At 69.9% G+C, this 23,306-nt stretch carries 21 protein-coding genes and 4 pseudogenes; 5 read left to right on the plus strand and 20 right to left on the minus strand.

All coding sequences use genetic code 11. The features are described 5' to 3' along the window. Positions 1-20 precede the first annotated feature (20 nt). Positions 21-152, minus strand: a complete 132-nt coding sequence (locus ACFCXS_RS35625) for a hypothetical protein (RefSeq protein WP_376647503.1) — start codon at positions 150-152, stop codon at positions 21-23. Positions 153-229: 77 nt separating this feature from the next. Here ACFCXS_RS35625 and ACFCXS_RS35630 point away from each other — a divergent pair. Then, positions 230-430, plus strand: a pseudogene (locus ACFCXS_RS35630) (IS5/IS1182 family transposase); the annotation flags it as partial. Positions 431-441: 11 nt separating this feature from the next. Here the strand turns inward: ACFCXS_RS35630 and ACFCXS_RS35635 are convergent. The 3 genes and pseudogenes from ACFCXS_RS35635 to ACFCXS_RS35645 all read right to left on the minus strand — a co-directional run bounded on the left by ACFCXS_RS35635 (position 442) and on the right by ACFCXS_RS35645 (position 2,595). Next, entirely contained in the window at positions 442-858 is a 417-nt protein-coding gene (locus tag ACFCXS_RS35635) for a hypothetical protein (protein WP_376647504.1), read from the minus strand. A 228-nt stretch (positions 859-1,086) separates the two neighbouring features. Next, positions 1,087-1,623 (minus strand): annotated as a pseudogene (locus ACFCXS_RS35640) (transposase); the annotation flags it as partial. 450 nt (positions 1,624-2,073) lie between these two features. Continuing rightward, positions 2,074-2,595, minus strand: coding sequence for a hypothetical protein (locus ACFCXS_RS35645; RefSeq protein WP_376647505.1), 522 nt, complete (start codon positions 2,593-2,595; stop codon positions 2,074-2,076). Between the two features lie 6 nt (positions 2,596-2,601). On the opposite strand from ACFCXS_RS35645, the gene ACFCXS_RS35650 reads away from it, so the two are divergent. Continuing rightward, positions 2,602-3,306: a class I SAM-dependent methyltransferase gene (locus ACFCXS_RS35650; protein WP_376647506.1), complete on the plus strand. Its 705-nt coding sequence runs from the start codon at positions 2,602-2,604 to the stop codon at positions 3,304-3,306. A gap of 92 nt (positions 3,307-3,398) precedes the next feature. On the opposite strand, the gene ACFCXS_RS35655 is transcribed toward ACFCXS_RS35650, so the two are convergent. Further along, positions 3,399-3,521: a hypothetical protein gene (locus ACFCXS_RS35655; RefSeq protein WP_376647507.1), complete on the minus strand. Its 123-nt coding sequence runs from the start codon at positions 3,519-3,521 to the stop codon at positions 3,399-3,401. A 111-nt stretch (positions 3,522-3,632) separates the two neighbouring features. Continuing rightward, positions 3,633-3,908, minus strand: a complete 276-nt coding sequence (locus tag ACFCXS_RS35660; RefSeq protein WP_376647508.1) for a hypothetical protein — start codon at positions 3,906-3,908, stop codon at positions 3,633-3,635. 300 nt (positions 3,909-4,208) lie between these two features. Between ACFCXS_RS35660 and ACFCXS_RS35665 the strand changes: the two genes are divergently transcribed. Then, positions 4,209-5,054, plus strand: coding sequence for an alpha/beta fold hydrolase (locus tag ACFCXS_RS35665; protein WP_376647580.1), 846 nt, complete (start codon positions 4,209-4,211; stop codon positions 5,052-5,054). 88 nt (positions 5,055-5,142) lie between these two features. Here ACFCXS_RS35665 and ACFCXS_RS35670 read toward each other — a convergent pair whose 3' ends face one another. The 12 genes from ACFCXS_RS35670 to ACFCXS_RS35725 form a co-directional block, all read right to left on the minus strand. Then, entirely contained in the window at positions 5,143-5,373 is a 231-nt protein-coding gene (locus tag ACFCXS_RS35670) for a hypothetical protein (RefSeq protein ID WP_376647509.1), read from the minus strand. 231 nt (positions 5,374-5,604) lie between these two features. After that, positions 5,605-6,300: a hypothetical protein gene (locus ACFCXS_RS35675; protein ID WP_376647510.1), complete on the minus strand. Its 696-nt coding sequence runs from the start codon at positions 6,298-6,300 to the stop codon at positions 5,605-5,607. Between the two features lie 355 nt (positions 6,301-6,655). Continuing rightward, positions 6,656-8,182 (minus strand): alpha-N-arabinofuranosidase, encoded by a 1,527-nt coding sequence (locus tag ACFCXS_RS35680; RefSeq protein ID WP_376647511.1) that lies wholly within the window; start codon positions 8,180-8,182, stop codon positions 6,656-6,658. A gap of 56 nt (positions 8,183-8,238) precedes the next feature. Further along, positions 8,239-9,315, minus strand: coding sequence for a lactonase family protein (locus ACFCXS_RS35685; protein WP_376647581.1), 1,077 nt, complete (start codon positions 9,313-9,315; stop codon positions 8,239-8,241). A 69-nt stretch (positions 9,316-9,384) separates the two neighbouring features. Then, positions 9,385-10,344, minus strand: coding sequence for a sugar kinase (locus tag ACFCXS_RS35690; RefSeq protein WP_376647512.1), 960 nt, complete (start codon positions 10,342-10,344; stop codon positions 9,385-9,387). After that, complete coding sequence (locus tag ACFCXS_RS35695) at positions 10,341-11,009, minus strand: bifunctional 4-hydroxy-2-oxoglutarate aldolase/2-dehydro-3-deoxy-phosphogluconate aldolase (RefSeq protein WP_376647513.1); 669 nt, start codon at positions 11,007-11,009, stop codon at positions 10,341-10,343. The genes ACFCXS_RS35690 and ACFCXS_RS35695 overlap by 4 nt, the downstream gene beginning before the upstream one ends. Positions 11,010-11,122: 113 nt before the next feature. Continuing rightward, entirely contained in the window at positions 11,123-11,944 is an 822-nt protein-coding gene (locus tag ACFCXS_RS35700; RefSeq protein WP_376647514.1) for a carbohydrate ABC transporter permease, read from the minus strand. Next, positions 11,944-12,969 carry a carbohydrate ABC transporter permease gene (locus tag ACFCXS_RS35705; protein ID WP_376647515.1) on the minus strand — a complete coding sequence of 342 codons (1,026 nt, stop codon included), beginning with the start codon at positions 12,967-12,969 and terminating at the stop codon, positions 11,944-11,946. Before ACFCXS_RS35705 ends, ACFCXS_RS35700 begins: the two co-directional genes overlap by 1 nt. Further along, positions 12,966-14,327 carry an extracellular solute-binding protein gene (locus ACFCXS_RS35710; protein ID WP_376647516.1) on the minus strand — a complete coding sequence of 454 codons (1,362 nt, stop codon included), beginning with the start codon at positions 14,325-14,327 and terminating at the stop codon, positions 12,966-12,968. The genes ACFCXS_RS35705 and ACFCXS_RS35710 overlap by 4 nt, the downstream gene beginning before the upstream one ends. 522 nt (positions 14,328-14,849) lie before the next feature. After that, the gene (locus ACFCXS_RS35715; RefSeq protein ID WP_376647582.1) at positions 14,850-15,260 is read right to left on the minus strand and encodes a VOC family protein; all 411 of its coding nucleotides are present in this window, start codon (positions 15,258-15,260) and stop codon (positions 14,850-14,852) included. A gap of 821 nt (positions 15,261-16,081) precedes the next feature. Beyond that, the gene (locus ACFCXS_RS35720; protein WP_376647517.1) at positions 16,082-17,284 is read right to left on the minus strand and encodes a serpin family protein; all 1,203 of its coding nucleotides are present in this window, start codon (positions 17,282-17,284) and stop codon (positions 16,082-16,084) included. Positions 17,285-17,455: 171 nt separating this feature from the next. Continuing rightward, positions 17,456-18,445 (minus strand): aldo/keto reductase, encoded by a 990-nt coding sequence (locus ACFCXS_RS35725; protein WP_376647518.1) that lies wholly within the window; start codon positions 18,443-18,445, stop codon positions 17,456-17,458. 465 nt (positions 18,446-18,910) lie between these two features. Here ACFCXS_RS35725 and ACFCXS_RS35730 point away from each other — a divergent pair. Further along, positions 18,911-19,519 (plus strand): annotated as a pseudogene (locus ACFCXS_RS35730) (DUF427 domain-containing protein); the annotation flags it as partial. Between the two features lie 263 nt (positions 19,520-19,782). Here the strand turns inward: ACFCXS_RS35730 and ACFCXS_RS35735 are convergent. Continuing rightward, positions 19,783-20,880, minus strand: coding sequence for a YdcF family protein (locus tag ACFCXS_RS35735; RefSeq protein WP_376647519.1), 1,098 nt, complete (start codon positions 20,878-20,880; stop codon positions 19,783-19,785). A gap of 285 nt (positions 20,881-21,165) precedes the next feature. On the opposite strand from ACFCXS_RS35735, the gene ACFCXS_RS35740 reads away from it, so the two are divergent. Next, positions 21,166-22,026, plus strand: coding sequence for a CAP domain-containing protein (locus tag ACFCXS_RS35740; RefSeq protein ID WP_376647520.1), 861 nt, complete (start codon positions 21,166-21,168; stop codon positions 22,024-22,026). A 119-nt stretch (positions 22,027-22,145) separates the two neighbouring features. Here ACFCXS_RS35740 and ACFCXS_RS35745 read toward each other — a convergent pair. Further along, positions 22,146-23,231: pseudogene (locus ACFCXS_RS35745) on the minus strand (sensor histidine kinase); the annotation flags it as partial. Positions 23,232-23,306: the final 75 nt, after the last annotated feature.

Consider the following 23,306-nt stretch of genomic DNA (forward strand, 5'->3'; position numbering starts at 1 on the left):
CCCACTCAGCGGCAAGTCAGTCAGGTGAGGTTCTTCTCCAGTGCGGTGAGGTAGCTGTGCATGGAGTGGTCGCGGACGCCGTCGCTGGCTGGTGCGAGCGGGTCGGCGCTCAGTCCTGCCGCGTGGTCGAGCAGCCCGCCTACTACCGGCATCGCGTCGCCCGACCTTGCCGTGGGAGTCGATGTAGCGCAGTGCGTCGACGTGGATGTAAGGGGGTGCGAGCGGGCGGGGCCACCGGCAGCGAAGGGGCAGCCGAGGCGGCAGGCCACCAGCCTTCGATCGTGATGCTTACAAGCAGCGCAATACCGTCGAGCGGTGCATCAACCGCTTGAAGCAGTGGCGGGGTCTTGCCACTCGGTACGAGAAGACCGCCACTATCTACCTGGCCGGACTCCACATCGCAGGCATCCTCCTCTGGTCCGCCCGGTGATCCGGTAAGGACTAAGATCTGGCGATCTCTTGCCGGAGCTGGTGGGTGAAGCGACGCAGGAGATCCAACGTCTCTCGGAACTCGGCCCGGCGGTCGTCCCTGCCGTCGGTGGGCCGGGTGTTCCAGACCCGACGCGCGAGGGCATCGGCGAGATCGACGGTGTCGTTGGAGCAGAGCAGGTAGAGGGCTGAGCGTGCTTCCTGCAGCCGGTTCGCCAACTCGTTGGCTCCCGGACCGCCGTCACTCAGCTGTGTTTCCTTCAGGTGGTCCAGAAGCTGAACTACGGCCGTGTTGAAGCCGGTCCCGGCTTTGAGTTTCTGTTCTCGGAGCCACATGCGGTCCTGTCGGCGCGCGGTGAACCACGACCCGAACACGACCCCTATGAGGCCGATAGCGGCCCCGATGGCCACGGACAGTACGTTCTCCACGATCAATTCCCCCCGACGTACGGCGACGCCAGGCTACAGAGACCGTCGGAGACGCCGCACCCGATGAGCGCGCCCCTACCGATGTCCCTCACATGGCAACGCCACCGTGACGGCGGCGCAGCGCGGCGGAGCCGACGCGCAGGACTGAAGAGCGCGCCCGATCCCCGGTCGGCCCACGCGCTCGCCCCGCCTCTGCCCACCTCGGGTCGTGGGCGGTCGCAGCAGGCGAGACACCCTTTCGCCGAGCTGCTGGTCGGGCCGGTGACCCAGCAGCCGCAGCGCGCCGGTGACCAGCGCGTCAACCAGCTCGGCGCGGGCCTGCTCGTCGTTCCAGGCGATGCGGGGCTTGCCCGGGTCGGTGTATTCGTGCGCAGTGCACTTGCGCAGCGGCGACCGTGTCGGCGCCGGAGACCTCGCGGATCACCGCGCGGACGGCGGCGATGATCTGGGTGACGGTGTCCTGGGTGGCGACGGCGTCGTCCAGCACGGTGGAGTCCAGCGCCCGGCGTGCTTGCCCTTGAGCACGCCGGTGGTCTTCACGACCTCGCGCACTGCGTCGAAGGTCCGTTTCGGGCGGGCGGAACGGGCCAGTCGGCGGCGGAAGTAGGCCAGCAGCGACGAGGCGAAGGCCATGTCGTGAAGGCCCAGCCCGCTTTCAGCCTTCCACCGCAGGTCGCACGGTAGTTCCTGGACCGTCTCGAAGTCCGACAGCCCGTTAAGGGCCTGCAAGGTGATCGCGGCGGCCCGGATCTGCGGCGGCAGGGCCAGATCCCATGATCTTCACGAGCCTTCAAGTCCACGCCCTTGCTGTCCAGGACCGGGTCTACGGCCTCAAGGGCGGCCGGCCGCCGAAGCGGTTTGGTCGGCTGAATGAGTCGGCGTCGCACTTTTCACGCCAGGTTGTCTTCTCCTGCGGATCGCCCGCGGCATTCTCACGGAACACGATGGAATAGCAGCGATAGGCCCGGGAGTAGGACGTACCGAACATGGTGGTGTCCTTGAAGTCCGCGAAGAATCGGACGGTGGTGGCCAGCCGGCCTTCCGTGTGTGTGGGAGGTAAGCCTGCCGTCGTGCCGTTCGGCGATGCTGCGCACGGCTTCTTGACCAGGGGGGTATGGCGAGAGCGCCATCACGTCACGTGCGTACGACCGGGCCAGGGATGCTGTCTTGTTCAAGGCTTCTGACTCGTTTCGCTCATTTGCACGCTCCTGGCGGTCAAGCATGACCATGAGGACCAGGGCCGCGATGAGCACCGCGACGATAGGGGCGAGCTCTGGTCCCTGTCTTGTTCGGGTGGTAGCTCTCCCGGCTGAAGCAGGTGTCTCCCGTCAACCACCAGCAGAGCTGGGTGTTCGTGTCGCCGTGGTGGAAGTCGCCGTCGCCGTTCGGTCCGGCCACGGCTCCGTTGATTCCTTCCGGCGAGTCACAGATGCGCTTTCCCTCGAACGCCGACTGCGGAGACCGGTACTGCACGTTGTCCGCGCTCATGGAGAGGGCCAGCTCACGCTGCTCGTCCTCGAAGTACTCGGCCATGCCGTTCAGAATGACACGCTGGGATGCACTCACCAAGGTCGTGCACTGCACAGTGCGGCTGAAGAGCAGTGGGTAGCCCATGAGCGAAATCGTCGCCTTCGGCGCATCGACGTGGATCTGTTCCAGCACCGTCCGAGTCCCGGCTACGGCATTGTCGATGTCTGCCTTCATCGAGGTGTTCTGCGTGAGGACTGCTGGCAGCATGCCGTGATGCGACTCAACACCGCCTACGAGGGTGCCCTCGGCGACTACTTCGCCGAGTCGGCCACCGACAGCCCATACAACGCTCACACCGACCGGCCCGCCATGTTCGCCCTGGCCGGTGACGTCACCGGTCTGCGTGCCCTGGACATCGGCTGCGGCGCCGGGCACTACATCGCCGAACTGCGAGCGCGAGGGGCAGCGGAGGTGGTCGGTGTCGAGGGCAGCGCGACACTGCTGCGCCACGCCCGCGACCGAGTCGGCCGCGACACGGCCGTCATGCTGCACCAACACGACCTGGAGGAACCACTCGATTTCCTGTCGGACGACTCGTTCGACCTTGCCGTCGCGGCCCTGGTGCACCATCACTTAGAGGCCCGCGAGCAACTGCTGGCCGAAGGGCACCGCGTGCTGCGTCCCGGCGGGACACTGCTGCTGTCCACGGTCCACCCGACGGCCGACTGGGTGTGGCACGGTGGCTCCTACTTCGACGAGGACCGTGTCGAAACCCGCTTCGGGACCAGCGGTTTCACCAACTCGCACCGCCGCATGACGATGCAGACCTTCCTGGGTGAACTCCTTGATGCCGGGTTCGCTCTAGAGCGATTTGTGGAGCCGCGCGCCGCGGAATCCGCCCGCCGCGTCGACGAAGAGCGCTACCGCAAGACCCTTCAGACGCCGTTCTTCGTCGCCGTCCGTATGCGGAAAAACTAGGCATTCCGGCGTGCCGGGTCCGCTGGCTGGCTGTGAGGGGCTGTCGATGGGGCGTGAAGCGGGGACGCTCCTGATGCGTCCCCGTGATTGGCTCAGTCGGCGGGCTTCGGCTTCTTGGTCTGGCAGGCCGGGACGGGCGGGAGCAGTTCGAGAAGGGCCCGCTCGGCGATCGTGGTGCCGGAGGGGTAGCGGCGGTGACGGACAGGACTCTGCATGCGTCGGACTCATCGGGAAGCTGAAGAAGCGAGAGGAGCGGACGGGGGTTACTTCGAGAGCTGCGCGAGGGTTGTGGACACTCCGGTGAGCTGGGCGGCCGTCATCTGGGCTCATTCGTCGTCGGGGCAGCGGGCCAGGTGCGGGGCGAGCGTGCCCGTGATCATCCGGTCGAGACGGCCGAGGGCGACCTCGGCACCGGCCGTCGCTCTCGCCGCGGCCGACGCCTCCACCCCGTAAGCCGGCGCGGCCCGCACAGCAGCCCAGAAGATCGCTGCCTCGATGACCCGCCCCGTATCGGCGGCGGGCCAGGAACTGGCCGCACGGATCGTGACGCTGCCCTTGCCGGCCGGCTCCACGGTCCGCGCCGCAGTGAAACAAGCCCTCACCACCAACACGGTGCTACGGCTGTCGCACATCGACGCGGCGGGACACGAAAGCGACCGCACGGTCGAGCCCCGAGCCCGCCCGCGCCGTCGTGGGCCGGATACGGATGAACGTGCCCAGTTCTCGGCCGCCGCGGCACCGGATCTCCCCGCAGCAATCCCATCATCAGGCGGAGGCGCGCTCCAGGTGGGATCGTGGCCCGATCACGCAGCGATGCCGGCCGCACCGATGAGTTTCGGGGACGGAGCCGGTCTGCACAGGTATGGAGACTCACACGCACGCTCGAAACAGCCGGTGCGAACCTGGTCTATGACGTGCGCGGGCCGCTGCCGGCCGCAGATGGACGCGCACCGTTGTTCATGATCGGGCAGCCCATGGACGCCAGTGGCTTCGCCGCGCTCACCGCGCGCTTTCCTGAGCGGACCGTGGTCACCTATGATCCGCGCGGTCTCGGTCGCAGCACTCGTAAGGACGGGCGGGTCGACCACACGCCGCAGACCCAGGCCGACGACGGGCACGCTGTCATCGAGGCGCTCGGGGTCGGGCCGGTTGAGATGTTCGCCAGCAGTGGGGGAGCCGTCAGCGCGCTCGCGGTCGTGGCGACGTATCCGGCCGACGTGGCGACTCTGGTCGCACACGAGCCGCCGCTCATCACCCTCATAGCGGACGCCCCGGCAGCCGTACGGGCGCGGGCAGGCGTCCGGGAAGCCTACGAAAAACGGGGAGGGAGTGCCGGGATGGCTGCGTTCGTGGCGATGACCTCGTGGAAGGGGGAATTCACCGACGCGTACTTCGCACAGCCACAGGCCGATCCCGCCGCGTTCGGGATGCCCACGGAGGATGACGGCTCACGTGACGATCCGCTGCTGTCCGACCGGTCATGGGCGGTCAGCAGCTATCGGCCGGATGCCGACGCCATCGCGGCCGCGCCCACCCGCGTTGTGATCGCTGCGGGCGAGGAGTCCGAGGACGTCCTGACCGGACGCACCGCCGTCGCGACCGCTGAACTGCTCGGACAGCAGGTGACCGTGTTCCCGAGCCATCACGGCGGGTTCATGGACGGGGAATTCGGCTATGCCGGGAAACCGGACGAGTTCGCACATCGGCTGCGCCAGGTCCTTGACGGCACCTGGCAGGCTGCCCCCTGACCGACCAGCCTTCCCACGCTGAAGAGCTCGACCTTGGACTTCGGCGCCGGCGACGCCTCCGTTGTCACGGCGAGCCCCGTACGGCGGCTCACCGGTCACCGCTGAAGTGGTCGCGAAGTTCATCGCTGCAGTTGTCCGTGCCGGCCCGGGTTCTCGTGAAGGCCAGCACGCCGTCGTCGTTGCCTTCCCTCTCGGCCCTGGCCAGCTGCCTCTCGATGTCCGGGATGTACGCGGCGCACTCGGCGCTCACGGGCTTCTCGGGCTTCGGGTCAGGTGCCGGAAAGGCGTTCAGTGCGGCGGTGGCAGCGATACCTGCCACGCACAGCACCGCCCAAGCGGCAACCCACGTGCGGCGGCTCATCCGTAACGGCTTCGGCATCTGGGCATCCTACGAGCGTCGCAGCGGGCTGTCGCCGAAAAGGAAAATGAGCCCGCGCGACATGTACGTCACAGCGAAGGTCACCCACCGGGGCTTGGCGTGCCGCCGTGCTCAAGGGCGTCGCAACACCCGCACCAGCCCCGGTGCTTGCCGGGCCCGGCGGCCGGTCGATCAGGGGCGGGCGGCGTTGAAGAGGGGGTCGAGCGGATCGCCTTCGTGTCCGACTACGAGGCAAGCCTCCGCTACCGGACCCCAGGAGCACTCCATGAGCCGGGCCAGGACCGCTGCCTCGGGCGGCAGTTCATCCAGGTCGATACCGAGCGCCTGGGCCGCAGGGCCGCGTCGCCGGTCGAAGTCAGGCACGTCCTCCCGGTACTCGTCGGCGACCGCCTGGAGCTCTTCGGCCGTTCGGCCTGGAGCGTCTCGCCACCACGGTGCCACGAGAAACAGTTGCACCAGCTCCAGCAGTCCGAGCGCAAGCAGGCCGGCCTCGCCGTCAAGGCTCACATACACCACGGGGCGTTCTTCACCGCCCTCGCCGACGAAGCAGAACGCGTCTCCCGAACCGGCTCGCGCGAACTGCTCCAGTCGAGCCCCAGAGGCGAGCCGGACCCCTTCCTCCAACTCGTGGGAGTCCGGATCGGTCGCGTCGAGGTCGGCGACGCCGGCGAAGAACGCGACGGCCCTCTCATCGGTTCCCAGAAGGGACAGCAATGCACCCGGCATGTCGGGGCGCCAGGTGGGTGCGACTGACCCGGCCGGTATGTTCGATCCGTCCATCCGGCCACCGTATCCCTGGCTTGACAGCGGTGAGTTGGTGGTGCGGTCAGGGACTGATCTGACTGCATCTCGGCTGTGGTCGGTCATGGCAACCACAGTGGGAGTGCCGGTCCCAGGTGCGGATGCAGCCGGCCTCGGGGCCCCGAACAGGCCGGGGTGAGGCGGCGCCGGCTCGCACGGCCCTGTGCACGCCACGCCGGCGGCGGAGCGCCGGGCGCGGGGCGGACGTTCCGCCCCGCTTCACCGACCGCTCGGCCACCTGCCGCCGGCCTCGGCTGTCCTGGACATCGACGGCTTGATCGGGCTGTGGCTGGCAGTGTCTCGCCACGCTCGCCGGCTGGTCCGAGGACGAGAGCGAGGCCTTCCGAGCGGCCTTGTAAGCGCGCACCTCCGCTTCAATGTCGCGGGCTCATCACGGGAACAGCCGGGGGGCGGCGGGCTGTCATTGCGTCAGCGGGGCCTGGATGGTGAGGAAGGAGTGTGGCGGGAGTGTCAGAACCAGGCCCGGGCCGGTGACCTCAAGACCGCTGAAGGGCTGCGGGGCGACGGCCGCGGCCGCGTCAGGGGTGTTGTGGGCCTGGAGCCTGTCGGCCGTCAGCAGCCGGGCGGCCGGCTCCCCGATCGACCCGCCGCGCAGATCGAGGGTCACTTCGGCCGGCTCCTGCGCGTCCAGGTTGGTCAGCGAGATGAGGACCGTTCCGTCCTTGACGCTGGCCGAAGCGGACAGGGTGTCCAGTTCGGCGTCCCCCACGCGGCGCCGGGCGTTGTCCGAGCGCAGGTGGACATCGAGCGAGGCGGCGTCCTGGTGCCCCTTGTTCATCTCGAAGACGTGGTAGGTCGGAGTCAGAACGAGCGCGTCGCCGTCGGTGAGGACCATCGCCTGCAGCACGTTGACCGTCTGGGCGATGTTGGCCATGTACAGACGGGCCGCGTGCCGGTGGAAAATGTCGAAGTGCGTGCTTGCCACCAGAGCATCACGCAAGGTGTTCTGCTGGAACAGAAAACCTGGATCGGTGCCCGGTTCCACGTCCCACCAGGTGCCCCACTCGTCGAGGACGAGGCCGACTTTCCGGCCGGGGTCGTAGCAGTCCATGACCGTGGAGTGGCCGGTGAGGATGCGGTCGATCTTCCGGGCGGACAGCATCGTGCGGTAGTAGTCGTCCGTATCGAAGACGGTGGCGCTCCCCTTCGCCTCCCACGGGCCGGCCAACGTGTAGTGGTGGACGGAGATCCCCTGGAAGAAGGTACGGGGCGTGGCCTCGCAGCCGAAGCAGCTGATCTGCTGCATCAGCGTCTCGGTCCACTTGTAGTCGTCACCGTTGGCGCCGGAGGCGATGCGGTAGAGCCTGTTGTCGCCGTGGTCGCGGCAGTACGTGGCGTACTGCCGGGCCAGGTCGGCGGAGTACTCGGCGCGCATGTTGCCACCACAGCCCCACGTCTCGTTGCCGATACCCCAGAACTTCACGCTCCAGGGCTCCTGGCGGCCATTGGCCTTGCGCAGCCGGACCATGGGGCTGTCCCCGTCGCGGGTGAGGTACTCCACCCACTCACTCATCTCCTGCACCGTGCCACTGCCCACATTGCCGTTGATGTACGGCTCGGTGCCGAGCAGTTCGCACAGGGCCATGAACTCGTGGGTGCCGAAGTGGTTGTTCTCCTCCACGTTGCCCCAGTGGGTGTTGACCATGCGGGGGCGCTCGTCCCTGGGGCCGATGCCGTCCTTCCAGTGGTACTCGTCGGCGAAACAGCCGCCGGGCCAGCGCAGGTTGGGGATGTTCAGGTTGCGCAGGGCCTCGACGACGTCGAGGCGGATGCCGCCCTCGTGAGGGATCGGTGAGTCCTCCCCCACCCAGAAGCCGCCGTAGATGCAGCGGCCGAGATGCTCGGCGAAGTGACCGTAGAGGTGTCGGCTGATCGTCGGTCCCTCGATGTCGAGGTTGATGACCGCGGTGGCAGTGGCAGGGGGCACGAGTGGTCCTCCCGGTGTGGGTGGTCGGTATCGGGCGGGGAAGCCGGAGGGGGGCATCACAGAGCGAGCGCGCACACGACGGAGGGCGCGAACAGTGCCGGGGCGGGTTGTTCGAGGGCTCCCGAATCGAGCACGCGCAGGGCCGCCACCGTGCCGCTGTGCTGGTTGGCGACCAGCAGATGACCGGCCGCGTAGGTCAGGCCGCGTGGCCACGCACCGCCGCTCGCGTATTCACCGACGGGGCGCAGCGTGGTGCCGGTGACCCGAAACCCGGCCACGGTGTCGGCGCCGCGGTTGGTCAGCCAGACGAAGCGCCCGCAGGCAGAGGCGACGATGCCGCCGGGCTGGTTGACGACGTCCCGGGCCGTGGTTGCAGGTACGGAGGCGACGGCTGTCAAGGTGCCCCGGGCAGCGTCGTACCGGTGACAGGTAAGGGTCGAGGACAACTCGTCCGCGCTGAAGAGCAGGCCCTGGGCGGGAGAGAAGGCTAGGTGGCGAGGGCCGGAGCCGGAGCGCATGCGGTTCGTCGCCGTCCGCTCCAGGCGGCCGGTGCGGGTGTCGAGCCGGTAGGTGAAGACCGCGTCCGCACCGAGGTCGGTGGCCAGGACGTAACGTCCCGCCGGATCGACGAGCACCTGGTGGGCGTGGCTGCCCTCCTGCCGTCCGGCGACCGGTCCCGCCCCGTCGTGGACGGCGACATCGGTCAGCTCCACCGGGCGTCCGTCCCCGTCGAGGCGGACCACACCGACGCTGCCGCGCACCGTGTCGCTGCCGTAGTTCGCGGCCAGCAGCCAGCCCCCGGACGGGTGGACGCTCAGGTGGCAGGGGTTGTCGCCGCCGCTGCCGACCGGGGCGCCCAGCAACGTGAGGGCACCGTCGGGGTGCTGCCGGGTGACGGCGCTCACGGTTCCAGGACCGGTTTCGTTCGTGCTGTAGACGACGTCGAGGGTGGGGTGCGCCGCCAGGAACGAGGCACCGCTGACGCCCAGGGGAGGTACCTGGTCGTCGTACGACAGGCGGCCGGTCGATACATCGAGCCTCAGGGCGGCGAGCCCGGTACCGTCACCGCCGGTGTCGGGCGTGTAGGAGCCGGTGAGGACATGAACGATCGGAGAGGAGGAGGGCGTGGGCATGGGGATCACCGGTGGTTCCTCGGATCGGGCCAGGAGAGACCGGGCCGGGAGAGGGGGCGTGGCGCTGCTTCAGCGGACGATGTCGTCATAGTGGTCGAGCAGGTCCAGCTCATGGCGCCTGGGCAGGCCCTCCCAGTCACCCGTGGTACTGACAGCGAACGCACCCAGCACAGCCGCCGTCCGCAACCGCCGCCGCGGAGACTCCCCCGCAAGCAACTCCGCGAGATACCCCGCGGCGAACGCATCACCCGCACCCACCACATCGTCCACACCGACCGGCACAGCCGGCTGGCGGTAGGTCTGTCCGTCGAGGCGGGCGTACGCCCCCTCGGCACCGAGCTTGATCACGGCTCCGCCGGGTCCGAGGTCGCAGATGCCCTGGGCGAGTTCCCCGGGTCCGTCGGCGCCGGACACCACGAGCCCGGCCTCGTGCGGTCCGGCGAAGACCAGGTCGCACCTGCGCAGCAGGGGCAGCAGGACACCGCGGGCCTCGTCCTCGCTCCACAACAGCGAACGGAAGTTGACGTCCAGTGAGATGGTCACCCCGGCGTCGGCGGCTATGTCCACGGCCCGGGTCACGGCTGCGGCGGGTCCCTCCCCGAGCGCCGGGGTGATGCCCGTGACGTGCAGGACCGACGCCCGAGCGACGATCTGCTCGGGGATGTCGGCGGCGGTCAGGCGGGCCCCGGCCGTGTGGGTGCGGTAGTAGCGCGTACGGGTGTGGGTGCGGGTGCGGCGTTCCTTCAGCAGCAGGGAGGTGGGGGCGGGGTCGCGCGCGGCGACGGTGGTGACCCCTTCCGCCCGCAGCTCTCGCAGGATGAGGTCGCCGAGCGCGTCGTCGCTGACGCGGCTGATCCAGGTGGCGGATCCGCCGAGCCGGCTGACTCCGACAGCGACGTTCGACTCGGCTCCGGCGATTCCGAGACGCAGGTCGGTGCCCAGGGAGAGCGGGCCCGGCTGCGACGCGGACAGCGCGGCGAGGGTCTCGCCGACCGTCACGAGGTAGGGCTGATCGTCCGGCCGGTTCATCGGCCGGCCCCCGCGGCCGTGGCCCCGGCACCGACCGCTTCGAGGAGAGCGCGTGCCCTCTCGGTCAGCGCGCCGAGTGCCGCGCTGTCGGAGTCCCCGTCCACGCCGCGCAGCAGCGGAGAGCCGATGCCCACGGCGCAGGCTCCGGCGTCGATGTAGTCCCGGGCCCGGGTGATGTCGACGCCGCCCACCGCCATGAGCGGGACCTGCGGTAGCGGCGCGCGCAGTTGGCGCACATGGGCGGTGCCGCCGGTGCCGGCCGGGAACAGCTTGACCGCGGCGGCCCCGGCCTGCCAGGCGGCGTACACCTCGGTCGGCGTCCAGGCGCCGGGATAGCAGGGCGTGCCGCTCTTCGCGGCGCTGCGGATCAGCTCGGCGTCCACGACCGGCGACACCAGGAACCCGGCTCCGGCCGACAGTGCGTCCCGGGCCTGCCCCGTGGTCAGCACCGTGCCGGCGCCGACTGCCACCTCGGCCCCCAGGTGGTCCCTGATGCGGGCCAGGGCGTCCAGGGCGCCCGGGGTGGTGAGGGTGACCTCGAGGCAGGTGACACCGGCGTCCGCGAGGGCGTGGGCCACGGCGGGCAGCCCGCGGGCGCCGGACGACCGGAGGATGGCCATGACCCTGGTCCGGCGGAGTTGCGGTGTGATGGGGGGCCGCTCCATCACACCACCGCCCTGCGAGGTGCGCCGAAGACCTGGGTGTCGGTCATGAGACTTCCTTTACGAATCGATCGGTTGAGTGATCGTTTGCCCGCCGGGTTCTGCCCAGGTAACGGTCACTTCAGTCCGGACGTGGCGATTCCGGAGACGAATCCGCGCTGCATGATGAGGAACAGCACGAGGACGGGCACGACGTACATCACGGCGCCGGAGGCGACGAGGTTGGACATCGGTTCGCCGTGGCTGTTGACGTAGCCGGTGGCGAGTTTGACCGCGAGGGTGGTGTGGGCGTCATCCAGGAACAGTGAGGGGCCTATGTAGTCGCCCCATGTCCAGCTGAAGGACAGGATCAGGCTGGTGGCGATGACCGGCCAGGACTGGGGAAGGAAGATCCGCAGGAAGATCCGGAAGGTGCCGCAACCGTCGACGATCGCCGCTTCCTCCAGTTCCTTGGGCATGTTGCTGAAGAACTGCCGGAACAGGAAGATCAGGTACGGTGCGCCGGCCAGTCCCCACAGCACCCACGGCATGTAGGTGTTGATCAGGTGGAGCTTGGAGAACATGAGGTAGGTCGGGATGAGGGTGATGATCGAGGGCAGCATCATCGTGGACATCAGGACGCCGAAGATGGCCCGCTTGCCCGGGGCGCTCAGCCGGGCGAAGCCGAAACCGGCCCATGCCGAGGCCAGGGTGACCAGCACGGCGTAGATCGTGGCGATGGTCACGGAGTTGCGGGCGTAACCGAGGTAGTCGAAGGTGGTCAGCGCTCCGGCGAAGTTGTCCAGGCTGGGGTGGTGGGGCCACCAGTGAATGGGCAGGACCCGCAGTTCGGAGGCGCCCTTGAGCGCGGTGATCGCCAGCCAGCCGAAGGGGCCGAGGAAGAGCGCGAGCAGCGCCACCAGGAGCATGTAGACCGCACTGCGGCGGGCGAACACCATCACGCGTCTCCCATCGTGCGGGGCTTGTTCTTCGCCGGCTCCGGCTCAACGGAGTAGAAGACGGCGCCCTTGCTCAGTCTGAAGAGCAGGAAGGTGACGAAGACGATGATCGCGAAGAGGACCCACAGCATCGCCGACGCGTAGCCGTAGCGTCCGTTGGCGAAGAACTGGGCGAAGACGTCGATCATGTAGAAGTAGTTGCTCTGGGGGACGGCCGTCACCCCGGCCGGCGTGGGGTTGAGGGCGATCAGCAGCGGCGCGAAGCTCTGCAGTGATCCGATGATCCCGGTGACGACCTGGAAGAAGATCACGGGGCTGAGCAGCGGCAGGGTGATGCGGGTGAAGGTCTGCCAGGGGTTGGCACCGTCGACCCGCGCCGCCTCGAGAAACTCCTTGGGGATGTCCTGGAGTCCGGCCAGCGAGACGATCATGATGTTGCCGACGCCCCACATCGTCAGGACCATCAGCACCCAGCGGGCGTAGGGATCGGTCAGCCAGGTGACGCCGTCGATGTGGAACAGGTCCAGCAGGCCGTTTGCCGCCCCGGAGTCGCGGTCGAAGATCAGTTTGAAGGTGAGCGCCGCGCCGACCGGCGGGACGACGGCGGGCAGGTAGAGCAGGGTGCGGAACAGGCCGCGGGCCCGTATGGGCTGGTTGACCAGGACCGCGAGGATCAGCCCCGCGATGATCGACAGCGGCACGGTGATCCCGGTGAACAGAGCGGTACGGCTCAGGGAGGCCATCGTGTCCGGGTCGGTGAAGACCTCCTTGTAGTTGGCCAGGCCGACGAAGCGGCTGCGGTCGGACAGGCCGTCGGAGTTGGTGAAGCTGAGCCACAGCGCGTATCCGAGCGGGTAGGCCGTCAGGGCCGTGAAGCCCAGCACCCAGGGGCCGGTGAACACGTAGAACGCCCCCACCCTGCGCTGCCTCAGCGAGAGCCGGTTGCGGTGCCGGCGGGCGGCCGCCCCCGGAGAGGGGGACGGCACGATCAGCGCGGAGTCCTCGAGGAGCTGTCCGCCGCTCACCCCACCAGCTCCTTGCCCTGGGCGATCGCGGCGTTCATCTGCTTGTTCAGCGCGTCCGCGACCTTGCCGGCGGAGGTGCCGGACTTGACCGCACCCGGCAGCAGTTTGTTGATCACCGCGTCCAGCGCGGTCGACTGCACGTACGGGGTCATCGACATCACCTGCAGGTGCGACAGCTCCTGCTGCTGCACCTCGAAGCTCTGCTTCTGGAAGGGCGTGGACTGCGGCATCATCGAGCGCATCGACTTCAGCACCGGGATCCCCCAGCCGCTGCCCGCCCGGTCCTTGGCCGGCTTGCCGCCCATGTACCACTCGAAGAGCTTCCAGGCGACGTCCTTGTTCCGGGCGTCCTTGGGGATCCAGTAGCCGGTCGCGGCGAAGCAGGGGCTGATGCGGTGGCTGCCCAGCTGCGGGGCGGGCGCGAAACGCGAGGCCTTGGCGAGCTTGGCGTCGGCGCCGATCGACCCGCCGAGCCAGTAGCCGTCGCAGGCCATCGCCATCCGGTTGGCCTGGAAGGTGGGCCAGTCCCAGCCGTCCGGGTTCGGGTTGACCGGGCTCGGGCCGATGTCCGCCTTGGCGTACTCCATGTACCAGCGCAGCGCCTTCAGCGCCTCGGGCGAGGAGAAGTCGACCGAAGCGAGGTCCTCGGCGAAGAGGCTGCCGCCCGCCGAGGCCGTCATCCCCTGGAACATCTGGAAGCCGCCACCCCCGGCGTTCATTCCGTAGACCTTGACCTTGCCCAGCCGGCGCTTGGCCAACCGCTTGCCCATGTCGAGCCACTCGTCGTACGAAAGCGGCTCGGTGGCGCTGGGGTGGTCCAGGTTCGCGGCGTCGAGCATGTCGGTGCGGTACCAGAACATCGCGTCCTGGGAGAAGTCCTTCGCCAGGCCGTAGCGCGGGCCCGCCCCCTGCTTCTTGCCGTCGAAACGCCACAGATCATTGACCGGGTCCAGGTCGGAGACCTTCAGCACCGAGCTCTTGGCGAAGTAAGGGTCCAGATCGGCCATCAGCCCGCGGGCGGCGAAGTACGGCGTGTCCAGCGCACCGCTGCCACGGACCAGGTCCGGCGGGTTCTTGCTGGCCAGCATGGCGTTGAGCTTCGTCGCGTCGTAGGTGAGGACGCTGATCTTCGCACCCAGCGTCTGCTCCGCGTACGCGATGACCTCCTTGGTACCCAGCTCGCCCTCGTTGGTCATGACGGTGAGCGTCGTCTTGCCTCCACCCGACGCCTTGCCGCCGGAACCACCGCCGTTGTCGACGGAAGCGGCACAGGCGGACAGTGCGGACGCGCCGAGCGCGGCACCGGCGGAGACGGCGAGGAAACGCCGTCTGTCGAGGGACGTGGGCAACGTGGACATGGGCACAGGCCTTTCATCTAGGGCACACCAGGCATGCGGGGCGGCATGCGGGCGCCCGAAGGAGGCGGGGGTGGAGGGGGACGGAGCAAACGCCGGACTCGTTCGGCGGGTGAACGACTCCCCCGGACCCGGATCCCGTCTGTGTGCGGGGATGCCGGGCCGGTCGTCGCAAGACCGCGGTGGTGACGGTGGCCACGTCCGCGGCGGGCTTTTCGGAACGCTTCCTCACGCACCTCACGCGCCGTCAGCTTTCAGCCAACGACAAGGGAGGGACGATTTGGCCGGTTTCTCAGGCTCGCTGGCTTCCTGGTAGCGGCCCAAGGGGCCCGTCATCTGCGGGCCTTCCGCTGTGATGGACAGCTTTGCCGATCATGCGGCGGGCGTTGACTCAGCCGGGGTGGCGGCGTTCGGACCGTTCTGCTCGACGGTGCTGCCGGCTGAGTTGGTGCAGTTGCGTGTGCTCGCCCACTTCGGCCCGCGCAGCTCGGCGGGATGCGCGCCCGACGCGACGAGCACCCGCCGCTACGCGTTCGACCAGCCCCGTTCGCAGAGCACTAGCCGGTAGCCGTCCGGGTCCTCGATCGTGACGCCCCACCGGTTCCAGTACGGGTTCGGTGACGGCACCCGCTTGCCCCCGAGCTCCTCCAGCCGGCTGACCAGGTCATCGGGCACCGGGCCGTCGACGTAGATCACCAGCAGGTCCTCCTCGGTGGGCCGGGGCTCGACGGGGCGGGCGGGCTCGTGGACCAGCTCCAGATGCCAGCCCGCGTCCGGCCAGCCCAGCATCAGGAGGTCGTGCTCACCGGGTTCCGGTCCGCGCTCGGACCGCCACACCACATCGAGTCCCAGCCCCCGCACCCAGAACCGCTCGGCCACCGCCAGGTTGCGAGAGGGCCGGGCGACGCGGATGTGACTACGACCGTTGACGGGCATCATGACCTCTTCCTGAGCTGCCTGTTCCAGGTCAGCAGCCTAGGTTTCAGGCTCTCGCGCGGCCATCGGCCCATCGTCTTGGATCAAAGGTGCTGGTCCTGTGAGCGGGACGCTGCCGGGCGCAGCGTGCGCTGTCCAGCCGTCCTTGCCGTGCTGCATAAGCGGGGTGGTCGCGGGCGATGGTGGGCATGCCTACGCGCGCGGCCGTCCCTGGTCGGCCAGCGCGCCCAGAAACGCGGCGTCATGCCCCTGACGGTAGATGTCAGCACTGACATTTGGATCGGTCGGGTGAAGACCGAGCCGGCAGGGAGCCCGGGCGGTTACGGACCCGTACTCACAGAGGGGAGACTATCCATCAAGCATGTGTGGCTGAGCCGGGCCAGGTCGCCATCGATCGCCTGCCCCTGCGGGTGGAGCGTAGGGGACTTCTGCTTCTGCGTCATCACTCTCACTCCCCCCTCGTCCTTTCCTCAGCTCAGCGAGCCAATCCCGCACTTGTCCGTCATCGTGCAGGTAGTCGCCGCCATCGCTCGTGGGGAGATCGATTCCGTGAAGGCGGTTCGGGGTCACCGTTTCGCCCCGTGGGCAGTCGGCACCGTTGGCTTGTGGAGCGGACCGTCTCGTGGTCGGCACCGCTTGTTGGGCCCGGGGCCAGGTGTTCTCCACAACACATTCAACCGTTGCCCCGTCGGCCCGGCCAGCGCATTCCCCTGTCTCTCATCACTGAAGGAGATGGCTTGTAAGGAACCAGCCCAGCGAGGAACCTCGCTCAGCGTGCCGTAGGTGTGCCGGTCGCCCGGACGGTTGCGCCGTCGTCCCGCTCACGGCTCGTCCTCCCAGTCATACTCAGGCGACGGCAACGGGTCCGTGACCCAACCCGCCGTCAGCACGAGCCGCGTGTGGCGGTGCAGGGCGAGGAAGCCGAAAGGCCGGTCGAAGTCGGCGGTGATCCCTTTGGTCACGTAACGGAGGTCGGACAGGCCCCCGGCGACTACGTCGAAGGCCGTCAGCGCGGCGGCCTCGAAACCCAACGCGCCGAACCGGGCCATGATGTTCTGCTCGGCCGACCCGATGGCGAGCGGGAAGCCGCTGATGCCGGGGAAGTGCCCGCGCGAGGCGTCGCATGCTGTTGTGAGCCCGAACAACCGGTGCAACCTCAGCAGATCGTGGCTCGCGTTCATGTGGTACGCCACGGTCGTCACGTCCAGCCACGGCGGCTCGGGCCGCGTGCAGCGCACCTTCTCCACCCGCAGGCCCGGACCCACGTACCCGTACGGCAGCCGCGGCCCCGGCACGACCGCGTACCGGCCGGCGAGGATGTCGACCCCGGCTCCCAGTACTTGCCCCGGCTTCATGGGCTCCTCGCCTAGCAGCAGGTGAACGTCCAGGGCATTGCTGCCCAGCACCTTCAGCTCGGTGACGTGTCCGCCCGGTGTGTCCGCCACCCCCACCCGGTCCAGCACGGCACTGGAGCGCCGCAGCCCCAGCCGCGGCCTGGTGGCCCAGGGCTCGTACGCCGTCTCCAATTCCACCTCGTGGAAGGGGCGCAGCCACTGCGTGCGCATGGTCAGCGCGCTCGCGAGCACCATCTGCGTGTCCTCGCTGAGCGTGACCGGCATACGGTCGATCAGCCCGCCGGTCCGCTTCACCGTCCAGGCGTCCAGCGCCTGGCGGTCGGCCACAGGGTCCCCGGTGAGTATCCCGTGGGCGTCGGCCGGCAGACCCGCCTCCCAGTCGTGCCCCAGCTCCAGCGTGCGTTTCGTCCACAGCCCCAGAGCTGCGTCCAGTCCCCGCATGGCGCCCATCGCGGCGAGCAACTCACGGGCGGCGTCCGTCGCTTGCCAGGCTGGAAGCCCGAGCGCCTCCGCCAGCTCGGCACGCGCAGCGCCCTCGGCCCCTTCGGCCAAGTGGGCCAGCAGCGGCCACACCCCCGCCGCCGAGAACGCCGTGCCGCCCTCCGAGACACCCGCCCACCGCGCGGTCAACCCGTTCACCGCCCGGGCCGTCGTCTTCGCGACTCTCATTCCACCCCATCGCCGGCGCGCCTACGACGCGCCCAGCCGTGCGACAGGTTCCGTGTCGCCGCCGTCCGCTCCAAAGCCACCGTACCCGCACCCCTACCTCAGCCTGCGGGCACCACGTGGTCGTCGACGGCAGACCCCGCCGCCCCCCGGAGCTGGTGGTGCCCCTCTCGCCTACCGGTTGACGGACCGCATGCCTGCCTCGTCGTACCGCTCGCCGGCCGCCTCGGGCAGCTCCGCCTCGATGCGGGCCAGGTCGTCCTTCGTCAGGTCGATGTCGACGGCGGTGGCGTTCTGCTCCAGGTAGGTGCGGCGCTTGGTGCCCGGGATCGGCACCAGGTCCTCGCCCTGAGCCAGCACCCACGCGATGGCCAGCTGCGCCGGCGTCACGTCCTTCTCGGCGGCGATCTCCTTCACCTTCGCCGCCAGCCGCTGGTTGGCCTCCAGATTGGCGTCCTGGAAGCGCGGGTTCTGGCGGCGCCAGTCGTTGGCGTCCAGGTCGTCCGGCGAGGTGAACCGCCCGGCGAGGAAGCCACGGCCCAGGGGCGAGTACGGGACGAAGCCGATGCCCAGCTCCCTGCAGGCCGGCAGCACCTCGGCCTCCACGTCCCGCGACCAGAGCGAGTACTCGCTCTGCACGGCCGTGACCGGGTGCACGGCGTGCGCACGCCGGATGGTCCGGGCGCTCGCCTCGCTCAGCCCGATGTAGCGCACCTTGCCCTCGGCGACCAGTTCGCCCAGCGCGCCGACCGTCTCCTCGATGGGCACGTTCGGGTCGACCCGATGCTGGTAGTACAGGTCGATGTGGTCGGTTCCCAGACGCTCCAGGGAGCCGTGGACGGAGCTGCGGACGTGTTCGGCCGAGCCGTCCTGCGGGCCGACCGTGCTGATGTCGCCCGGTACAGCGTCGTCCATCCGGTAGTTGAACTTCGTCGCGATCACATACTCGTCACGGCGCCCCCGGATCGCTTCGCCGACGAGTGACTCGTTGGTGAGCGGGCCGTACATCTGCGCGGTGTCGAGGAAGTTCACCCCGAGGTCCAGGGCGTGCCGGATCGTCGCGACGCCCTCCGCCTCGTCGGCGGTTCCGTAAAAGGCGGACATGCCCATGCACCCCAGGCCGATGGCCGATACCCGCAATTCCCGCAGACTGCGCTCCTGCATGTCGTGTCCAGCCTTCCCTGCGCGTTTGATCGTCCTTCGGGCGGCACGAAGCCTCCCGTCCATACAGGCACAGATGCCACCGCCCGGCATCCCCGCAGGAGCGGGCGCCGAGACGGCCTCGTGCGCCGTTGCGTTCTCGACGCTATGACTTCGAGCGCACTCCATGGCAAGTGGGATGTGGGGAAGGCCCGGCTCCCGGTCGGAAACCACACCAGTGGACGCTCCGGGGCTTGGAGCCACCCTGTCGACCTCCTGGCTGCTGGTTTCCTCCCGGGCGATGTTGACCGTGGTCACTTCCGGGGGGCGCCGCCGGGGACGGAGTATCCGGTGGCCTGCATCTCCTGTGCCGTGTCGGAGCGAAACAGAGGGAGACGGGGACCGCGGAGGACAGAGCGTGACCGGCACGGGCGTGGGCCGGGGCGCAGTGCTGCCGAGAGGCGTGATGGCGAAGGCCGGTGATCACCGATGACGAGATGGACGCCCCGACCCGATGGCGGACGGCCCTCGGGGAAACCCTGCTCCCACACCTGGACGGCGGACCCACCCCCGCTGAGCGGGACGTGCGCGTCCTGCGCGGCACGTGGGCGCGGGCCGGCGGACCTGCTGCTGTGCCTGACCTGCGGCCACGTGGGCTGCAGCGACAGCTCTCGTGCCGCTCACGCCACGGCCCACTTCGACTCCAGCGCACATCCGGTGGCACGCACGCTGGCACGCGGGGAGGCATGGGCCTGGTGCTACGAGGACGAGGTGTATCTGGACGTGCTGGAGGAGCCCGTGCCACGTGCCGTCCCGCGGACGCCCGAGTCGGTCTGGGACTATCCACGGCCGCCCGTCGTGCGGGAGGACGGCCGTGACGTGCGGGTGGAGTGCGCCGGCCAGGTGGTGGCCGAGACCCGCAGGGCAGTGCGGCTACTGGAGACCAGCCATCCCCCCGTGTACTACATCCCTGCGCAGGACGTCCGTACGGAGCTCCTGCGTCCGGCGGTCGCGGGCCGGACCCGGTGCGAATGGAAGGGGTCGGCCCGGTATTGGGACGTCATCGTGGGAGACGACGTACGCGCTCGTGCCGCTTGGAGCTATCCCCGTCCCGAGCCCGGCTACGCACCTCTCGCCGGCTGCTTCGCCTTCTACCCGAGCCGCATGGACCGCTGCACGGTCGACGGAGAGGAGGTCACCGCGCAGGAGGGCGACTACTACGGCGGCTGGATCACGGCGGAGGTGCGGGGCCGTTCAAGGGTGCCCCGGGCACCCGACTGTGGTGAGACGGCGGCGGCGACAGCGCGACAGCAGTTGAGGCGTGCCGTGTCAGGACTCTCACGACGTCCGGGGCCGGCGCTTCAGCGCTGGAAGACCGCCGTCGCCACCGGCACTGCCAGCAGCAGACTGAGTCCGATCAGGGGGAGGCGGTCCAGCCACAGGATGGCGGCGAATTCGCGCAGGGTCGCGGCCAGCCAGTAGGCGGGGGACGTCGGTGCGCCCACGACGTGCACGGGCACGCCGACGCGGCGGGCCAGCAGGGTCGTGCGGTAGACGTGGAAGCCGCTGGTGACCACCGTGGCCAGGTGGCCGGGAGTGGTGCCGTCCACGAGGGCCGCGCTGAAGCGCAGGTTCTGCCCGGTGTTGATGGAGCGGTCTTCGCGGACGATCCGGTCGGCGGGCACTCCGCGTCCCTGCAGATAGTCGGCCATCGCGTCCGCCTCGGAACGGACCTCGTCGGCGCCCTGGCCGCCCGAGAGGACGAACACCACACCGGGCGCGCCCGGTGCGCGGGCGGCGTCGATCGCAAGGGCGCGCTCCAGCCGGCGGGTCAGCAGCGGGCCGGGCCGGTCGCCGTCGAGCCCGGCGCCCAGGACGACGACATGGGTGGTTTCCGGCAGGGGGGTGCTACGGCCCCGGACGAACACGTAGGCGGCGAAAACCAGGAAAAGAAGAGTGAGGTATCCCGCGACCGCGTTCACCGCGACCACGAGGGCACCGAACGCCTCGCCGCCGACCGCGTGGAAGACGGCGTCGAGGCCGAGCACCGCCAGCACCGCGCAGCCGGCCGCCCCGGTCGCCAGCAGGGCTGCCTGCGGTCCGTAGCGCCGGACCAGGAGGACGCCGTCCGCCAGCAGCATCAGTCCCAGCGCTAGCGCCATGAGCAGGGCGGCGACGGCGAGCACGGTGGCGGTGGTCGGGTGGGCTGCCGCGCCGCGACCGGCCACGCCGAGTCCGGCAGAGGTCACCGCGAGGCAGAACAGGACGGCGGTGGAGAACCGGTGCGGTGCCAGCAGGGCGTTGACGACGCCGCCCGCGGCGAACACGACCGCGGCGAGGTACTCCGGGTACTCCGGCATGTGCAGCACCGCTCCGCTCTTGAGTCCGCTGGGCGGCTGCCCGCGCCCGCCTCTCGCCACCCGCGGGTTCCCGGCCCGGTACGGGTGGCTGCCGGCCATCCTCCCAGACCTGCGGTGGTGCGCCGAACGCGGGCGGGCGGTGGTGCGTTCGGCGGGACCGGCATGTCGTGCCGGTTGCAATACCCGGCGGCCGCGCACTGCTTGCTCCCGTTTCTCAGCGGACTTTGGGGGCTGTCTTAAGGGTTCTTGAAGATGGCCTTCGAGCAGAGGTCTGCGCCGGGACGGGTTCTAGGCTCTCGAACACCCCCCACAGGTCCGGTGGCCGCGATCGCGGCCACCGGGCATGGGGCCGAGTCAGCCGACAGACCGACAGAGGTGTCCTGCATGGGTTCCCGCCGAGCCGATCGTCCGTCCCGCTCTCACGCCCGTTCCCGTAGTGGGCCGAAGAGGCGTGGTCCCGCGCTGGCCATGGGAGCCGTTGCCGCGCTCGCGGGCGTCGGGATCACCGTCGCTGTTGTCAGCGGTGAGGACGGCGACGCTTCGGACCGGGTGGTCGCGAGCGGCACAGGCAGGACGCCGGACGCCGCGGACGCCTCCGGCGGGGCGGCGCCGCTCGCCACCGCTTCGGCGAGCGCGAGCACTACGCCCGGCAGCTCGCCGAGCAACAAACCGAAGGAGAAGGCGAAGCAGAAGCCGAAGCAGTCGGCGAGTCCCGCTCCCCGTGCACGGGAGGTGACCGCGTCGAAGACAGTGGCCGGGACGGCGGCGAAGAGCAGCGGCGGCGGAGCGCCGGCGGGCGGCTCCGGCAGGGTACGGCCGGGCGGCATCGGGTCGGGTTCCGGGGCGGGTTCCGATGCCGGTGACGGGCCCGAGGCGCAGGTGCTTGCGCTGGTCAACAAGGAGCGGGCCACGGCGGGATGCTCGCCGGTCACGGCCAACGAGCGGCTCACCCGGGCCGCCGACGACTACAGCGACGTCATGGCGAGCAGCGGCGTGATGTCCCACACCGGGCCCGACGGCTCGACGATGACGACCCGGGTCGAGGCCGCGGGGTACCAGTGGTCGACTCTGGGCGAGAACATAGCCCGGGGCCAGGCGGACGCGGCCGCGGTGATGAAGTCCTGGATGAACAGCGCCGGACACCGCGCGAACATACTCAACTGCTCTTTCAAGGAGCTGGGGGTGGGTGTCCACTTCGGCGACGGCGGCCCCTGGTGGACGCAGGATTTCGGCGCCGGTCGCTGACCCTCCCCCCTCACCACCCCGCCGGGCCGCCCGATGTAGGTCATTGGCCGCGGTCACCGCAGACGCCGCCGGCGCGGGTCGCCGGCCCGCCCCCTCGCTGCGCCGGTTGCCGGCCCCGGTCATCGGATCGTGCCGCCGGTCCCGGCCGCATCGGCCAGTTGGAACGACACCCGCACCCGGGCGCCGCCCAGTGGCGCCCGGGCGATGGTGAGTTCGCCGTCTGCCGCGCGGGAGGCCCGGGCCACGATGTCCAGGCCCAGCCCCGTGGAACCGCCGACGCTCACCCCCCGTGTGAGCGCTGTGTCGGGGTCCGCCACGCCCGGCCCCGCGTCGTCGACGGTGAGGAGCACGTGCCGGTCGGCCCGCTCCACGCGCACGGCGAAGGCAGTGCCCTCGGGGGTGTGCCGGAACACGTTGCCGATCAGGGCGTCGACGACGGCCGCGAGGTCGTCCTCGGTGAAGGCCACGGGCGCGGGGCGCGGGGTGAGGGAGCGCTCACAGGGTCGTGCTTGCTGGGTGGCGAGGACCGACCAGAAGTCCAGCCGCATGGCCACCACCTCTGCGACGTCGCACGCCTTCGCCGCGCCGGCCGCCGAATGGGCAGGCTGCGCCGCGGCCAGCGGGGTGCGGGCCGCGGCGATGATCGCATCCAGTTCGCTCTCCAGCTGGCCGGCCGCTTCCGCGACCCGACGGGCGCTGGGTGTCGACCCCATTCGGTCGGCCTCCAGGTAGAGAGCGGTCAGCGGGGTGCGCAGCCGGTGCGAGAGGTCCGCGACCAGCTCGCGCTCGACGGCGAGCAGGTCCAGGACGCGGTCGGCCATGGTGTTGAACGCCGCACCGGCCTCCTGCAGTTCGGGCGGGCCGTCGGGTTGGACACGTGCGTCCAGGTCGCCGGAGCCGAGAGCCAGTGAGGCCTGCTTGAGGCTGCGCGAGGAGCGCACCACGCGGGCGCCGAGCCGGTCGGCCACGAGGACCGAACCGCCGACCAGACCCAGCGCGAGCAGTGCCATGACGCCCCATGAGGCGGCGACGCCCCGAGTGAGGTCCGCGGCGGGCACGAAGGCTTCCACGACCGCGACGCGGTCGCCCTGCAGGACGACGGGCTGGAGGTAGGCCCAGCCGCCTGCACTGTCCACGGCCAGCGTCTCGCGTCCGCGTACGGCCCGCTCGAGTGCGCTGCGGGGAGCGTGGGGGGGGCCCCCCCACAGGGCCGGGGGGGGGGGCCCCCCCGCGAGGGGGGGGGGGGCCGGCCGCGCGGGCGGCCGCGGGGGCGCGGGCCG

The sequence above is a fragment of the Streptomyces sp. NPDC056373 genome, assembly GCF_042262425.1.
In the GTDB taxonomy this organism is placed as follows: domain Bacteria; phylum Actinomycetota; class Actinomycetes; order Streptomycetales; family Streptomycetaceae; genus Streptomyces.